11 protein-coding genes and 2 pseudogenes are annotated in these 15,839 nt (G+C 73.0%); 8 read left to right on the top strand and 5 right to left on the bottom strand.

The features are described 5' to 3' along the window. Window positions 1-241 precede the first annotated feature (241 nt). From leuS to ACEXOX_RS17720, 5 genes and pseudogenes are all read left to right on the top strand, one after another. Window positions 242-3,115, top strand: coding sequence for a leucine--tRNA ligase (leuS, locus tag ACEXOX_RS17740; protein ID WP_406521772.1), 2,874 nt, complete (start codon window positions 242-244; stop codon window positions 3,113-3,115). A 202-nt stretch (window positions 3,116-3,317) separates the two neighbouring features. Next, on the top strand, window positions 3,318-4,082 hold the full coding sequence (locus tag ACEXOX_RS17735) for a hypothetical protein (protein ID WP_406521770.1): 765 nt from the start codon (window positions 3,318-3,320) through the stop codon (window positions 4,080-4,082). 364 nt (window positions 4,083-4,446) lie between these two features. Then, on the top strand, window positions 4,447-5,292 hold the full coding sequence (locus ACEXOX_RS17730; protein WP_406521768.1) for a DegV family protein: 846 nt from the start codon (window positions 4,447-4,449) through the stop codon (window positions 5,290-5,292). Between the two features lie 836 nt (window positions 5,293-6,128). Then, the gene (locus ACEXOX_RS17725) at window positions 6,129-6,878 is read left to right on the top strand and encodes a helix-hairpin-helix domain-containing protein (RefSeq protein ID WP_406521766.1); all 750 of its coding nucleotides are present in this window, start codon (window positions 6,129-6,131) and stop codon (window positions 6,876-6,878) included. A 166-nt stretch (window positions 6,879-7,044) separates the two neighbouring features. Then, window positions 7,045-9,484, top strand: a pseudogene (locus ACEXOX_RS17720) (ComEC/Rec2 family competence protein); the annotation flags it as partial. A 16-nt stretch (window positions 9,485-9,500) separates the two neighbouring features. Here the strand turns inward: ACEXOX_RS17720 and ACEXOX_RS17715 are convergent. Further along, window positions 9,501-11,087, bottom strand: a complete 1,587-nt coding sequence (locus tag ACEXOX_RS17715; protein WP_406521764.1) for a substrate-binding domain-containing protein — start codon at window positions 11,085-11,087, stop codon at window positions 9,501-9,503. A gap of 181 nt (window positions 11,088-11,268) precedes the next feature. On the opposite strand from ACEXOX_RS17715, the gene ACEXOX_RS17710 reads away from it, so the two are divergent. Continuing rightward, window positions 11,269-11,754, top strand: coding sequence for an RrF2 family transcriptional regulator (locus tag ACEXOX_RS17710; RefSeq protein ID WP_406521762.1), 486 nt, complete (start codon window positions 11,269-11,271; stop codon window positions 11,752-11,754). Window positions 11,755-11,831: 77 nt separating this feature from the next. Beyond that, entirely contained in the window at window positions 11,832-12,626 is a 795-nt protein-coding gene (locus tag ACEXOX_RS17705; protein WP_406526381.1) for an arylamine N-acetyltransferase, read from the top strand. Between the two features lie 81 nt (window positions 12,627-12,707). Here the strand turns inward: ACEXOX_RS17705 and ACEXOX_RS17700 are convergent, their stop codons facing one another. Then, the gene (locus ACEXOX_RS17700; RefSeq protein ID WP_030023012.1) at window positions 12,708-12,953 is read right to left on the bottom strand and encodes a hypothetical protein; all 246 of its coding nucleotides are present in this window, start codon (window positions 12,951-12,953) and stop codon (window positions 12,708-12,710) included. A 138-nt stretch (window positions 12,954-13,091) separates the two neighbouring features. On the opposite strand from ACEXOX_RS17700, the pseudogene holA reads away from it, so the two are divergent. Further along, window positions 13,092-14,074 (top strand): annotated as a pseudogene (holA, locus tag ACEXOX_RS17695) (DNA polymerase III subunit delta). A 56-nt stretch (window positions 14,075-14,130) separates the two neighbouring features. Here the strand turns inward: holA and ACEXOX_RS17690 are convergent. From ACEXOX_RS17690 to rpsT, 3 genes are all read right to left on the bottom strand, one after another. Next, complete coding sequence (locus tag ACEXOX_RS17690) at window positions 14,131-14,841, bottom strand: hypothetical protein (RefSeq protein ID WP_406521760.1); 711 nt, start codon at window positions 14,839-14,841, stop codon at window positions 14,131-14,133. Continuing rightward, complete coding sequence (locus tag ACEXOX_RS17685) at window positions 14,838-15,035, bottom strand: hypothetical protein (RefSeq protein ID WP_406521758.1); 198 nt, start codon at window positions 15,033-15,035, stop codon at window positions 14,838-14,840. The genes ACEXOX_RS17690 and ACEXOX_RS17685 overlap by 4 nt, the downstream gene beginning before the upstream one ends. Before the next feature lie 355 nt (window positions 15,036-15,390). Beyond that, window positions 15,391-15,657: a 30S ribosomal protein S20 gene (rpsT, locus tag ACEXOX_RS17680; RefSeq protein WP_030023016.1), complete on the bottom strand. Its 267-nt coding sequence runs from the start codon at window positions 15,655-15,657 to the stop codon at window positions 15,391-15,393. Window positions 15,658-15,839: the final 182 nt, after the last annotated feature.

The raw sequence follows: 15,839 nt of genomic DNA, 5'->3' as shown, positions 1-15,839 counted from the left end.
CGCGTGCCCCTTCGCCAGTTGGACGGCTCCCAGCGGGCCCGGCGGCCCCTGCGGTACCCTGACGCCATGCGTGCCGTACGCCTTCTGCTTAGCGGGCCGCGCTGATCAGTACCGACCGGTGAGCTTCCGGTCGGCATCGGCGCGGCGTCCCCTCCTGTGCGAGGGGTCTTTTTGTTTCCGCAAAAGTCGCACTTTTTCGCAGTAGCCGCAGGCAGAGACGACCGATGGAGCTTTGAGGACGATGACCGAGACGACTTCGGCTGCCGAGGTGGCAGCGCCGCACCGCTACACGGCAGCGCTGGCCGCCGACATCGAGGCGCGCTGGCAGGACTTCTGGGAGGCGGAGGGCACGTACGAGGCCCCGAACCCGAAGGGCGACCTGGCGGGTGACCCGGAGCTGGTGGCCAAGCCCAAGAAGTTCATCATGGACATGTTCCCGTACCCCTCGGGTGCGGGCCTGCACGTGGGCCACCCGCTCGGCTTCATCGCGACCGACGTGTACGGCCGCCACCTGCGCATGACCGGCCACAACGTGCTGCACACCCTGGGCTTCGACGCCTTCGGCCTGCCCGCCGAGCAGTACGCCGTGCAGACCGGCACGCACCCGCGCGTCTCCACCGAGGCCAACATCGTCAACATGCGGCGCCAGCTGCGCCGGCTGGGCCTGGGCCACGACCCGCGCCGCTCCGTGGAGACGATCGACCCGGACTACTACAAGTGGACCCAGTGGATCTTCGTCCAGGTCTTCAACTCCTGGTACGACGCCGACGCGAAGAAGGCGCGCCCCATCGCCGAGCTGGTGGCGCAGTTCGAGGCCGGAGAGCGTACGACGCCGGACGGACGCCCCTGGAACGCGCTGAGCGCCGCCGAGCGCGCCGAGATCCTGGGCGAGTACCGCCTGGCGTACGCCTCGGACGCGCCGGTCAACTGGTGCCCCGGCCTGGGCACCGTGCTGGCCAATGAGGAGGTCACCGCCGAGGGCCGGTCCGAACGCGGGAACTACCCGGTCTTCAAGGCCAAGCTGCGCCAGTGGAACATGCGCATCACCGCCTACGCCGACCGCCTGCTGGAGGACCTGGACGGGCTGGACTGGCCGGACGCCATCAAGCTCCAGCAGCGCAACTGGATCGGCCGCTCCGAGGGCGCGCGGGTGGACTTCCCCGTGGGCGACGAGAAGATCACCGTCTTCACCACCCGTCAGGACACCCTGTTCGGCGCCACCTACATGGTGCTGGCGCCCGAGCACGAGCTGGTCTCCGGTGAGCGTTCGATCGTCCCGGACGCCTGGCCCGAGGGCACCCACGAGGTCTGGACCGGCGGGTACGGCACCCCGGCCGAGGCCGTCGCCGCGTACCGCAAGCAGGCCGCGGCCAAGTCGGACGTCGAGCGGCAGGCCGAGGCCAAGGACAAGACCGGCGTCTTCACCGGCGCGTACGCGACCAACCCGGTCAGCGGCGAGCGCGTCCCGGTCTTCATCGCCGACTACGTGCTGATGGGCTACGGCACCGGCGCGATCATGGCCGTCCCGGCGCACGACAGCCGTGACTTCGCCTTCGCGCGCGCCTTCGAGCTGCCCATGCGCTGCGTCGTGGAGCCGTCGGACGGCCGCGGCGAGTCCCCTGCCACCTGGGACGACGCCTTCGACTCCTACGAGGCGAAGATCGTCAACTCGGCGGGCGCCGACATCGCGCTGGACGGCCTGACCGTCCCGGACGCCAAGATCAAGATCACCGAGTGGCTGGCCGCCGCCGGCATCGGCGAGGGCACCGTCAACTTCCGCCTGCGCGACTGGCTGTTCAGCCGCCAGCGCTACTGGGGCGAGCCCTTCCCGATCGTCTACGACGAGGACGGCGTCGCGCACGCGCTGCCCGAGTCGATGCTGCCGCTGGAACTGCCCGAGGTCGACGACTACTCGCCGCGCACCTTCGACCCGGACGACGCCGACACCCAGCCCGAGACCCCGCTGTCCCGTAACGAGGACTGGGTCAACGTCGAGCTGGACCTGGGCGACGGCCCGAAGATGTACCGCCGCGAGACCAACACCATGCCCAACTGGGCCGGTTCCTGCTGGTACGAGCTGCGCTACACCGACCCGCGCAACGACACCGCGCTGGTCGACCCGGAGGTCGAGCAGTACTGGATGGGCCCGCGCGAGGGGCAGCCGCACGGCGGCGTCGACCTGTACGTGGGCGGCCAGGAGCACGCCGTACTGCACCTGCTGTACGCGCGGTTCTGGTCCAAGGTGCTGCACGACCTGGGGCACATCGCGTCCTCCGAGCCGTTCCACAAGCTGTACAACCAGGGCATGATCCAGGCGTTCGTCTACCGGGACAGCCGCGGCATCGCCGTACCCGCCGCCGAGGTGGAGGAGCGCGACGGCGCGTACTACTACCAGGGCGAGAAGGTCAGCCGCGTCCTGGGCAAGATGGGCAAGTCCCTGAAGAACGCCGTCACGCCCGACGAGATCTGCGGGGAGTACGGCGCGGACACCCTGCGCCTGTACGAGATGGCGATGGGCCCCCTGGACGTCTCGCGTCCGTGGGACACCCGCGCCGTGGTCGGCCAGTACCGCCTGCTGCAGCGGCTGTGGCGCAACGTCGTGGACGAGGCGACCGGCGAGACCACCGTCGTCGACGCCGAGCCGGACGAGGACACGCTGCGCGCGCTGCACAAGGCGATCGACGGCGTCGGCCAGGACATGGCCAACCTGCGCTTCAACACCGCCATCGCCAAGGTGACGGAGCTGAACAACCACCTGACCAAGGCGGGCGGCCCGGTCGCGCGCTCGGTGGCCGAGCGCCTGGTGCTGCTGGTCGCGCCGCTGGCCCCGCACATCGCCGAGGAACTGTGGCGCAAGCTGGGCCACACCGAATCGGTCGTCCACCAGGACTTCCCCGTCGCCGACCCGGCCTACGTGGTCGACGAGACCGTGACCTGCGTCGTGCAGATCAAGGGCAAGGTCAAGGCGCGCCTGGAGGTCTCGCCGTCCGTCTCGGACGCGGACCTGGAGGCGGCGGCGCTGGCGGACCCGGCGGTCGTGGCGGCGCTGGGCGGCGCGGGCATCCGCAAGGTGATCGTGCGGGCGCCGAAGCTGGTGAACATCGTTCCCGCGTGAGGCGCTGATCCCGTCGCCGGAGCCCTTCGGGGCGTGGCTGGATCCGGACGGTCGCCGGGCTCTCCGGAGCGTGACTGAGGGATGACCACTACGGGCAGGTTGGGGGTTCGAAGGGAACCCCGGCCTGCCCGTGGCGTTTACGGTGGAAGAGCCGGGACCCCGGCGCCTCCGCCCACCGTGCCGTCGCCATCGAGGAGTAACCATGGAAGCCGTCGCCGCGATCTTCGGGCTCCTCTTCCTGCTGTTCGTCGCGGCCGGTGTCTTCGTCACGGTCAAGGCCGTCAAGGCGGCCAAGCGCGGGGTGGACCGCGGGGTGGCACAGGCGCGCCGGACCGTCGAGGACACCACCCTCAGGGCCCGCCAGTTCACCCAGCCCGGCGTGGCCGGTGAGCTGGCCCAGCTGCGGCTCTCGCTGCGTACGTCCATGCGGGCCACCCAGGACGCGCTGCACACCGGCGCCGAGCAGGACACCTCGCTGACCGAGGCGCTGGGCCTCTTCGAGCGGCTCAGCGCCCACGGCCACGAGCTGGACGACGAGCTCAAGCGGCTGGAGCGGGAGCCCGCCAAGGCCGGCATCGCGGCCCGGCTGCCCGAGCTGCGCGAGCGGCTGGAGCGCATCACGCACTCCGCGGAGTCGCTGCGGTGGGCCGCCCGGGACCGCGCACGGCAGTTCGCCGACGACGACCTCGCCGCGCTCGGCGAGCAGATCGACATGGAGGCCGGAGCCCTGCGGCACTGGTCGAAGGAGCCGCTGGAGGACCGCATCGAGGCGTCCGGGGGCGCGTCGGCGGCCGCCGGGGCGGGGGCGTCCGGGGGCGCGTCCGGGGCTTCTTCGGAAGGGGCGGCGGCGGGGCGTAAGTCCTGGGGAGCCGCCGAGGACGAGACTCCCGCCATCACGGCCCGTGACCCGCGTACGCAGCCCACGTACGCATGGCAGAAGGCGCCGCGTACGGAGCGGACGACCTGAGGGCGGAAGGGCGGGCGGAGGGCCCTTGGTGCCGACCGGGCCGGTGACGTCGATGTCGACCGGATCGGTGACGCCGGGCGGGTTCCTGATGCTGACGGGGCCGGTGAGGCTGGGCGGGCTCCCGAGGCCGGGCGGGCTCCCGAGGCCGGGCTGGCTGTTGTGGCCGGGCCGGTGACGTCGGTCGGGCCGGTGGGCGCGGGTCAGGCAGACGGTTCCACGCGGGCCGGGTGGGCTGATCGCGTCGGCCGAGGCGAGCAACCGGCAGCCGCCGCCGGGCGTCTTCCTCCCGGTCCGGCCGGTGCCGGCGGATCTTGGTAGGGGCCCGCACTGTCGGCCTCCGGGATCCCCGGATAACCTCCCAGTCATGTCCCGCCATGTCGCGATCGTCACCGATTCAACGGCCTACCTGCCGCGGGCGGCACTGCGGCGCCACCGGATCACGGCGGTACCGCTCACCGTCGTCCTCGGCGACCAGGCCCTGGAGGAGGGCACCGAGATTTCGGCGAGATCGGTCGCCCAGGCCCTGCAGAAGCGCAAGTACGTGACGACATCGCGGCCGAGCCCCGAGGCCTTCGCGTCCACCTACCGGGCCATCGCCGAGGCGGGGGCCGCGAGCATCGTCTCGCTCCACCTGTCCTCGGAGTTCTCCGGCACGTACGACGCGGCGGTACAGGCGGCCGCCGCGGCCCCCGTACCGGTGCGGGTCGTGGACACCGGCATGGTCGCCATGGCGCTCGGCTTCTGTGCCCTGGCGGCGGCCGAGGCCGCGGAGACCGGCGGCAGCCTGGACGAGGCGGTGGCCGCGGCCGAGAAGCGCGCCGAGCAGACATCCGCCTACTTCTACGTCGACACCCTCGACTACCTGCGACGGGGCGGCCGGATCGGGGCGGCGCAGGCGCTCCTCGGGTCAGCCCTCGCGGTCAAGCCCCTGCTCCAGCTCGCCGAGGGGCGGATCGACCTTCTGGAGAAGGTCCGTACGGCTTCGAAGGCGATCGCCCGGCTGGAGGAGATCGCCGTGGAGCGGGCCGGGGAGGCGCAGGTGGACATCGCCGTACACCATCTCGCGGCGGCCGAACGGGCGGACGCGCTCGCGGAACGGCTGCGTGAGCGGGTGCCGGGGCTGGCCGAGCTGCATGTGAGCGAGGTGGGAGCGGTGATCGGGGCGCACACGGGGCCGGGGCTGCTGGGGGCAGTGGTCTCGCCGCGTTAGCGCGGAAGTCCTCCTTCGGGTGACGCGGTTATCCACAACGAGCCGGTTATCCCCGGGATGTGACGGCTCGCAGCGGGCTCGGCGCGAAGTGCCTAACGTTCGTGGGCATGACGCCGCAATCACTCTCTGTAACTGATTCGTCCGGTCGGTCCGCTACCGGCTCTGGTCCAGACTTCGGCTCCGGTCCAGGCTCCGGCTCCGGTCCAGGTTCCGGCTCGGGTTTCGGCCCCGGCTCGCACTTCGGCTTCGGGCCCGACCCCGGTTCCGGTTTCGACCCGGACCCCGGTTTTGACCCTGGCACCGGTTTCGACCCTGGCACCGGTTTCGACCCTGGCACCGGTTTCGACCCGGGCACCGGTTTCGACCCGGGCCCCGGTTTCGGGTCCGGGCTCGGCCTGGCCTCCCGGCCCGACTTCGCTCCGGATCGCGGCACCGATGCCCCGCCCTCCCGCCGGAGGACCGTGCGTGACGCGGTGCACGGGCGCGCCGCCCGGCGTGCGGAGACCGCCACTGCGGTACGTACGCGGGCCGCGGGCCTCTTCCGGGGCCCACCCGGCCCGGACCGGCGCGCGAGCCCCGCGCAACCGGGCGGCAGCCCACCGTCCTCGGGCGATCCGTCACCTCCGGGCAGCCCGCCGACTCCGAGCCTCCCGGAAAGTTCTGCCGCCGCAGATGCTCCAGGCATCACAGACACCACTTGTACCGCAGAAGGCCCAAGCGCCCGAGAGACCCCAGGCGCCCCAGGCGCACCAGCCGCTGACGACCTGACCGATGACCGGCCCCAGGGCCCCCGCGAAGGCGCGCGTCCCGACCGTGTCGCCCGGCTGGCGCTCGCCGTGCGGGAGCGGCTGCCGCTGTGGGTGCAGTCGCGATGCGCGATCGCCCCGAAAGCGCTGGCTGCTCTGGCCGTGGTGTTCGCGGTGGCGGTGGCCTTCGCGGCCCATCACTTCTGGGTGTCCCGGCCCGAGCCCGTCCGCGTACCGGCCGCCGCCCGGGCCCCGGCGCTGTCGGCTCCGGCTCCCGCACCGCAGCCACAGGTGGCGGCGCCGCCACCGGGAGGCGCGCCGCCGACCGTCGCGGGGCGGCTGCTCGTGGTCGACGTCGTCGGGAAGGTGCACCGTCCCGGCATCCACCGGCTGCCGCAGGGAGCCCGCGTCGCCGACGCGCTGCGCGTGGCGGGCGGGGCGCTGGACGGTGCGAACACCCGAGGACTGAACCGGGCCCGGCTGCTGGTGGACGGCGAGCAGATCGCCGTGGACGCCCCAGGGGCCGTGCCGGGCGCGGGCCCCGGAGCGGCCACGGGAGCCGGGGCCGGAGCGGCTTCCGGGGCGGGCACCGGCGGTGGTGCGGCGTCCGGAAGCGCCGGCGTGTCCGGTGGTACGGGCGCCGGAGCCGCGCCCGTCAGCCTGAACTCCGCGACCGCGGAACAGCTCGACGGCCTCCCCGGAGTCGGCCCCGTCCTGGCCCGGCACATCATCGAATACCGCACCGCACACGGCGGCTTCACCTCCGTGGAACAGCTCCGCGAAGTGAACGGCATCGGCGACCGCCGCTTCGCCGACCTGCGGCCGCTGGTCCAGCCATGACCCGGCACCCCACCACGCCGCCTCATCCGCCCCCACGACCCCATTCGCCTTCACGGCCCCAGCCGCCCCCACCGCCCCAGCCCTCCGGCCCCCACACCGCACCCGGCACCATCTCCGCCCGAACGGCCGCCCCGACGGCCGCCCGCACCGCCGTCCACGCGACGGCATCCTCCCCTACGGCGCCGCCGACCCCCGCCGGCCGGACGAAGCCGTCGATCTTCGACTGGCCGGGCCCGCGGCGGCCGCGTGGGGCGCGGCGGCACTGGCCCTGGGGTGGTCCGGCGGCTCGGTGGCGGCGGCGTGTGCCGTGGCCGCGGTGCTGGCGGCGATCGTGGTCGTCATCGCGGTCCGCCGGCCACGGCGGCGGGCCACCGGGGCCTTGGCCGCCCTCGCCGCGGTGCTGCTGGGCGCGGTCGCCGGAGCCGCGTCCGCCGCTCTGCACGCGGCGGACGTACGGCGCGGTCCGCTGCCGGAGCTGGCGCGGCGGCACGCCCCGGTCACGGCCGAGGTGGAGCTGACCGGCGATCCGCGGCTGACCCGCCCACGGGTGAGCGGCGCCCGCCAAGCGCCGCCCGCCGTCGTGTTCACCGGAGACGCCCTCCGCGTCACCGCCCCGGACGGTTCGGTGACCGCCACCCGTACCCCCGTACTGGTCGTCGTGCACCGCACGAAACACCTCGCCGACTGGCAGCGCCTCCTGCCCTCGACGCGCGTGCGTGTCGCGGCCCGCGCGGCGCCACCCCTCCGGCCGTCCGACCGGGCCGCAGCCGCCCTACGGGTCACCACGGGACCAGGACCTCACGTGGTGGGCGCCCCCGACGCCTTTCAGCGACTCGCCGGTGACCTGCGGGCCGGGCTCCGGGAGGCCAGTGACGACCTGAGTCCCGACGCCCGCGCTCTTCTGCCTGGCCTGGTGGTCGGTGACACCGCGCGTGTCCCGCCCGACCTCGACGACGCCTTCCGCACCACCGACCTGACCCATCTGCTCGCCGTCTCCGGCAGCAACCTGACCATCCTGCTCGTCCTGCTCATCGGCCCGCCCCACCTCGCCGTACGGGCCGAACGCCGCGGCCTGGCGCCGCTCCTGGGCCTCTCGCTGCGCACCACCGCCCTCCTCGGCGGATCGATCGCCCTCGCCTTCGTGATCGTCTGCCGCCCCGACCCCAGCGTGCTGCGCGCCGCCGCCTGCGGACTGATCACCCTGCTCGCCATCGGGACGGGGCGCCGCCGTTCGCTCGTCCCCGCGCTCGCCGCCGCCGTCCTGGCCCTCGTGCTCTACGACCCGTGGCTCGCCCGCAGTTACGGCTTCCTGCTGTCCGTACTGGCCACCGGCGCCCTGCTGACCCTCGCTCCTCGCTGGAGCGCGGCCCTGCGACGCCGCCGCGTGCCGCCCCGCCTCGCCGAGGTGCTCGCCGCGGCGGCCGCGGCGCAGGCGGTCTGCGCGCCCGTCGTCGTGGTGCTCGCCGCACGCGTCGGTCTCGTCGCCGTCCCCTGCAACCTGCTGGCCGAGCTCGCCGTTGCCCCGGCCACCGTCCTGGGGTTCGCGGCGCTCGCCACCGCACCGTTCGCGCCGCCCCTGGCCCATGCCCTGGCCTGGTGCGCGAGCTGGCCGACCGAGTGGATCGCCGGTGTGGCCCGTACGGGGGCCGGCCTTCCGGGGGCGGAGATGGACTGGCCGGGCGGGTGGGCGGCGCGCTGTCGCTGGCCGTCGTGACGGTGGCGTTCGTCCTGGTGGGACGGCGATTGTCACGCCGGCCCTGGGTGTGTGTCCTCGGTGTCCTGGCACTGCTCGTCGCGGTGCTGCGGCCGGTCCCGGTCACCCGCGTCATCACCGGCTGGCCGCCTCCCGGCTGGCGGGCGGTGGTGTGTGACGTCGGCCAGGGCGACGGTCTGGTGTTCGCGGCGGGGGAGGGCACCGCCGTGGTCGTGGACACCGGCCCGGAGCCGGACGCCATCGACCGCTGCCTGACCGACCTGGGCGTACGCCGTATCGCGCTGCTCGTCCTCACCCACTTCCACGCCGACCACGTCAGCGGGCTGCCCGGTGCCTTGCGCGGGCGCTCGGTCGGCGCCATCGAGACCACGACCCTGCCCGAACCACCCGGCCAGGCCGCCTTCGTGCACCGCACCGCGGCGGCCGCAGGCGTGCCGGTGATCGGCTCCACGCCGGGGAGCGGCGCAGCATCGGTCCGCTCAGCTGGGAGGTCCTGTGGCCGCCAGGATTCGGCCCCGGCCAGCCCTACCCCGGGCCCGCCTCGCGTGCCGTCGAAGGCCCCAACGACGCCAGCGTCACGCTGCTGCTGCGCACCGCCGGACTGGACTTCCTCCTCCTGGGCGACCTCGAACCGGTCGCGCAGCAAGCGTTGACGACCGCGCGCCCCGACCTGGGGGCCGTGGACGTCCTCAAGGTGGCGCACCACGGGTCCGCGTATCAAGATCCACAGCTGCTGCGCCGCCTGGCGCCGCGCGTCGCCCTGATCAGCTGCGGCGCCGGCAACCCGTACGGCCATCCGGCGCCGCGCACCGTCCAGTCGCTGCGCTCCCGAGGGGCCCGGGTGCTGCGTACGGACACCGACGGCGCCATCGCGGTACTGGGCGGCAGGGACCGGCTGACCACCACCGTCAGGGGCCGCAGGCGGAGCCCGGTGTGCTCGCCAGGTCGGCGCAGGGCACGTGCTCGTACTTGCGCAGGATGTTCTTCGCCGTGTCGGAGTCCATGAACGCCCGGAACTTCGCGGCGAGCGAGCCCGCCTCGGGCTGCCCGTACGTGTAGAGGTACTCCACCGTCCAGAAGGGATAACTACGTTGACCAGCCCACTCGATGTCGGGTTCACGCCCGTTCAGCCGGACGCGGGTCACCCGCGGGTTCTTGGCCGCCGCGTACACCTCCGCGTACCCGATCGCGCCCGGCACGCGGCCGACCGTGTCCAGCAGGCTGCCGGTGCCGTTCACCTCGCAGCGCGTGACGCGGGCCGTCGCGTCGCGGTCCTTGCCGCCGCAGTCGTACGACGACACCGTGCCCGGCTCCGAGCCGCGCAGCACGGTCGTCTCGAACGCCCGCCGGGTTCCGGACGTCGCGTCCCGGCCGACGATACGGACCGGCAGGTCGCTGCCGCCGAGCTGTTTCCAGTTGGTGTACCGGCCGTCGTAGATGCCGCGCAGCTGCTCGGAAGTGAGGTTGTCGACGCCGGTCCGGCCGTTGACGACCATGCCGAGCAGGATGACGCCGACCCGACGGCCCGCCAGCTTCCGGTAGATGGCGGGTGCGGCGACGTCCGACACCGCCAGGTACGCCGGTCCGCCGGCCGGCGCGGATCTCCCCGCCCGGTTGAGCCGCCCCAGCCCGGACAGGCTGCCGCTCTCCGCCACCTCGATCTCGGCTCCCCGGCAGCGCGCCGCGTACTGCCGGGCGATCTCCCGCATCGGCGGTGCGAAGGCGCTGGAGCCGTCGACGGTCAGCCGCCCGGTCGCGCACTCCGCACTCGCCACCACCGCCGGCCCGTTGAGCAGCAACCCGCCCAGCAGGCCGACCAGGATGATGCAGACGCCACCCAGACCGAGGCTCAGTTTGCGCGGTCCCCAGCGCTGCGCGTTGCGCCGGATCCGCCCGCCGCTGATGAACCCGCCGACGACGACCTCGCCCGGCCGGCCGCCGTCCGCGCACCCGGCACGGCTGCGATGCGCCCCGTCCCCGCCCCCGCCCCTGTTCCCGTCCCCGCCCCTGTCCCCGTCCCCGGCTCCGTCCTCCGCCGACAACAGGACCAGCAGCTTGAAGTGGTTGCGCTTGTTCAGCGGCACTTTGGGTATGACGAGCCGGCCACCGTCGTACCGCAGACCGCCGCCGTTGCGGGTGAGCATCCCGACCAGGTCCGGCGGGTTGGCGTCCGGCACCTCCACCCCGATGACCGTGCGCCCGGTGAACTCGGCCGTCAGCGGCTCCTGGTAGTCCTGCCGCACGATGTCCTTGCCGCCGTCGTTCTCGAACCGCAGCAGCGCCAGGGTGGCGTCGGTGATCTCCTGGTCCTGCCTGAGCAGCCGCAGCCGCACCAGGCTGTGGGCGTCCCGCGGGCTCATGCCGATCGCGGTGTCCATCTGGACGCGGTAGCCGATGCGCTTGCGGCCCGGCAGGAACCGCTCGACGGCCCAGAGCACGGCCGTGGCGACGAGCCCCGCCGCGGCGAGGAGCGTCTCGGTGTCCGGCAGGGTCATGACTACCTCGCACAGCTGATCGGATGGCGGAATGCCTGCAACGTAGGGACGCGGGAGACAGCCCGGTACGGCTTCGGCAACCCGACACCAGAGGTTCGTCCGCCGGCCGCGCGACCGGTGGCGGCAGGGTGCCCGCCGGGCCCGGACGCCCCCTTAATCAGGACCTGTAAACTCCAGAAATATGAGGATGAGCGAGGGCGTCGAATGGGCCCTGCACTGCTGCGTGACCCTGGCCTCGCTCGGCGACGCGCGTCCCGTCTCGACGGCCCGGCTGGCCGCCTCCTTCGACCTGCCCCAGGCCTATCTGAACAAGCGCCTCCAGGCCCTGGTCCGGGCCGGCGTCCTGACCTCGACCCCTGGCGCCCGCGGCGGCTTCCGGCTGGCCAGGCCGCCCGAGCGGATCTCCCTGATGGACGTCGTCGCCGCCATCGAGGGCACCGACGACGCCTTCCGGTGCACCGAGATCCGCCGCCAGGGCCCCGGCACCGGAGCGCCCGACCGGGACTTCCGCCGCCCCTGCGGCATCTCCACCGCGATGCGCAAGGCGGAGCTGGCCTGGCGCCGCGAGCTGGCCAAGCAGACCGTCGCCGACCTCCTGGCCGGCGTCCCGGGACCGGCCGCGGAGCGCACCCGCCGCTGGTTCGCGACCGAGAGGACGAGCACCTGATGGACTCCCCGCAGACCCGTTCCGCCTCCCGGGCGGACGGCGGAACGGCGGCCGGCTGCCACTCGGACGCAGAACGGATGCGGGCCGAGCCGCTCGACCAGGCACGTACCGACGCCTACCTGCGGCGTATCGGTGCCGACCGTCCGGCGGTGCCCGACGCCGAGGCGCTGCACGACCTGCACCTGCGGCATCTGCGGGCCGTCCCCTTCGAGAACCTCTCCGTGCATCTCATGGAGGACGTCGCTCTGGAGTACGAGCCGCTGGTGGACAAGGTCGTCGGTGCCTCGCGCGGCGGATTCTGCTACGAACTCAACGGTGCCTTCGCCGCGCTGCTCCGCGCCCTCGGCTACCGCGTCGAGCTCCTCGCCGCCCGGGTCGTCGGCCCGGAAGGCCCCGGCATCCCGTACGACCACCTCGCGCTGCGTGTCCACACCGCCGACGACCAGGGCGGGCCGTGGCTCGCCGACATCGGCTTCGGCAGGAACAGCCAGTACCCGCTGCGCCTGGACAGCCGCGAGCAACAGCCCGACCCCGCCGGGCTGTTCCGCATCGAGGAGACCGCCGACGGCGATCTCGACGTCCTGCGGGACGGCGTGCCCCAGTACCGGCTGGAACAGCGGCCGCGTGCCCTGGCCGACTTCGAGGCGGGCTGCTGGTACCACCGCACCTCGCCGGGCTCGCCCTTCACCCGCTCACTGGTCTGCTCCCGGCTGACGGAGACCGGCCGCGTCACGCTCTCCGGCCGTACGCTCGTGATCACCGACGCCGACGGCGGCCGGGACGAGCGCGAACTGTCCGAAGCCGAGGTGCTCCCCGCCTACCGCGCCCACTTCGGCATCACGCTGGACCGCATACCGGAGCTGCGCGGCTGACGGGTGCCTGCCCGGCAGACCGAGACGTGCTCCTGCCCGGCGCGCGGTTGACGTGCGCCGGTCAGGCGGGCTGCCGACGTGTCACTCGGCCTCCAGCCAGCCCTCGTACTCGTCCGCCAGGGCGTCCAGCTTCGCGGGGTCGTGCACACCCGTGGGATCTTCGACGACCACCAGCCACTGGGCGTCCTCGGCGTCGTCCTCGCCCGCCAGGGCGTCCCGGACGAGCTGGGGTTCCTCCGTGACACCGAAGCGCTCGGCCAGCGCTTCGGCTACCTCCTCGGCGGAGTCGCGGTCGGGCAGCACCAGAACATGTCGTACATCGCTCACCTGGCCATTGTCCCGGTCGTCGGCCGGTGGCGCTGTCAGTGCCGCTGTTGTCAGTGAGGCTGCTCTCAGTGACGCCGTTGTCAGTGTCGCCGTTGTCGGTGACGGCGCTGTCAGTGGGGCGTGGGATGCTGGTGCGCGATGGCCAGGAAAGCAGCAAACGACGACCCGCTCACCCCGCTCACGCTCGCCGTGGGCCAGGAGGACCTGCTCCTGGACCGCGCCGTGCAGCAGGTGGTGGCCGCGGCCCGCGCCGCCGACGCGGACACCGATGTGCGCGACCTCACGCCCGACCAGCTCCAGCCGGGCACGCTCGCCGAGCTGACCAGCCCCTCGCTGTTCGCCGAGCGCAAGGTCGTGGTGGTCCGCAACAGCCAGGACCTGTCCGCGGACTCGGTCAAGGACGTCAAGAAGTACCTCGGTTCCCCGGCCGAGGAGATCACCCTCGTGCTGCTGCACGCCGGCGGCGCCAAGGGCAAGGGCCTGCTGGACGCCGCCCGCAAGGCCGGTGCGCGGGAGGTCGCCTGCGCCAAGATGACCAAGCCCGCCGACCGCCTCGCCTTCGTGCGCGGTGAGTTCCGTACGGCGGGCCGGTCCGCCACCCCGGAGGCGTGCCAGGCGCTGGTGGACGCGATCGGCAGTGACCTGCGCGAACTGGCCTCGGCCTGTTCGCAGCTGGTCGCCGACATCGAGGGCACCATCGACGACGCCATCGTGGCCCGCTACTACCGCGGTCGCGCCGAGGCGTCCAGCTTCACCGTCGCGGACCGTGCCGTGGAGGGCCGGGCCGCCGAGGCGCTGGAGGCGCTGCGCTGGGCCATGTCGACGGGCGTCGCCCCCGTCATGATCACCAGCGCGCTCGCCCAGGGCGTCCGCGCCATCGGCAAGCTGGCCTCCGCCCCGCGCGGCGCCCGCCCCGGTGACCTCGCCCGCGAGCTGGGCATGCCCCCTGGAAGATCGACCGGGTGCGGCAGCAGATGCGCGGCTGGTCGGCGGACGGCGTGGCGACGGCGCTGCGTGCGGTGGCCGAGGCCGACGCCGGCGTCAAGGGCGGCGGTGACGACCCCGAGTACGCACTGGAGAAGGCCGTCGTCACCATCGCCCGCGCGGCCCGCTCCCGCTGACCGCCGGGGGAGTGGAGCAGGGGGCGAGAGGAGAGGCGCGGGGCCGGGGGCCGGCCTCAGCTCCGCAGTTTCCGGAGTGTCTCCGTCGCGCTCGCCTTGAGCATCCCCGTGACCTGCTCGGTCGTCGGTGGCTTGGCCGGGCTGCTGCGCGAGGTGTAGCTCGACCAGGTGATCTGGTAGGTCGCCCAGCCGTCCCGGACGCCGAGGATCACGTACGAGCCGCTGCTGTCGTCGGACCGGCTGACGAGATACGCCTCGTCACCGATGCCCGGCACCGGGGTGACCCGGTAGGCGACCGAGCTGCGCTGGCTCTCGTACGCGCGGTAGCTGTCCGCGAACTCGGCCGACGGGTCGGTCTTCTTGTGCAGGGTGGCGCTGCTGTAGACCCAGGTCGAGGAGTAGCCGTCGCCGTCCGCGCCGGACGGCTTCAGCTCGGCGTTGCACCACATCGAGTCCATCGCGCCCTGCTGGACGCCGCTGTACTGCGGATTCTGCGGGTTCTGTGCGCTGCTGCCGGAGGAGCCCGACGACGAGGAGCTTCCGGCCGGTTTGATCTTGAAGTTCGCGTTTTCGAACGGCGTGAACGCGGTGCGGTTGCACAGGTCGGACGTGTACGAGTAGCCCGCCAGGTCGGGGTCGGGCCGCGCACCCCCGAAGGCACCGGCGGCGAAGAGGATCGCACCGCCCATCGCCGACGCGGCGACCGCCCCGCCGAGCGCCCACAGCCAGTGCTGCGTACCTCCGCCGCCGCCACCGGTACCGCTCACACCAGCCCCAGCCCCGACCCCAGGCCCAGGTCCAGCCCCCAGCTCTTGAGCGTACGGATTGTGCTGCGGCCCCCGGGCCCGTACGGCCCCGGCCCGGCCCCCGCTCCCGGCTGGTGCGGCAGGAGCGGCGGCTGGGAGGGAACGGACGGCTGTGGCTGCGGGTAGGGATGGTGCTGATCCCCCGGAATCGACATGCGCGGCAGCGTAGCGGACCGGAACCGGCCACATGGCCGTAATCGTGACCTGGACCACACCGGCCCGTCACCCGCCCAACCCGTGCCCAGGTCAAGCGGCCAACCCCCACCCTTGCCCAGGACCGAACGGCAGCCCCACCTCCGCCCCAGGTCTCAGCAGCCTCCACCCCCGCCCCACGACAAAAGACCCCGCATCACCCTGGGGAAGGGTGACCGCGAGGTCCTTCGTCTCAAGCTGTGTGTGCGCCGCACCCGCGTGGCGAACGCAGGCCGTGTGCGGCGCGGTGGTGCACCGGAAGGAGCGGAGAGAGGGGCCGCTGGGCCCTTACCGGCAGTGGTGAAGCGTCAGAACAGGTCAGGCCTTGAGGGCCGCGACCTTCTTGGCCAGCGCCGACTTCTTGTTGGCGGCGGCGTTCTTGTGGATGACACCCTTGCTGACGGCCTTGTCCAGCTTCTTGGCGGCCTCGGCCTGGGCGGTGGCGGCCTTCTGCAGGTCGCCGGCCTCCACGGCCTCACGGGTGCGACGGATCGCGGTACGCAGCGAGGACTTGACAGCCTTGTTGCGCTGACGAGCCTTCTCGTTGGTCTTGATCCGCTTCATCTGGGACTTGATGTTCGCCACGAAAGAGCCTTTTCAGCTTCGTCGGAATTCGTATTGCGCCTCGTACGAGAGAGAGCACAAAGCGCAGTGGACCAGGCTACCAGCCGCTTCCGTGGCCTCCCAAACCGGACCAGGACCGCCGCGCATGGGACCATGGGGGAGACGAAAAACAACCGAGTCCCGCCTACCCGCGTTCTCTGAAT

The organism is Streptomyces sp. Ac-502, from assembly GCF_045222935.1.
Taxonomy (GTDB): Bacteria; Actinomycetota; Actinomycetes; order Streptomycetales; family Streptomycetaceae; genus Streptomyces; species Streptomyces monomycini.
This window is presented reverse-complemented; position numbering and strand designations above follow the sequence as displayed.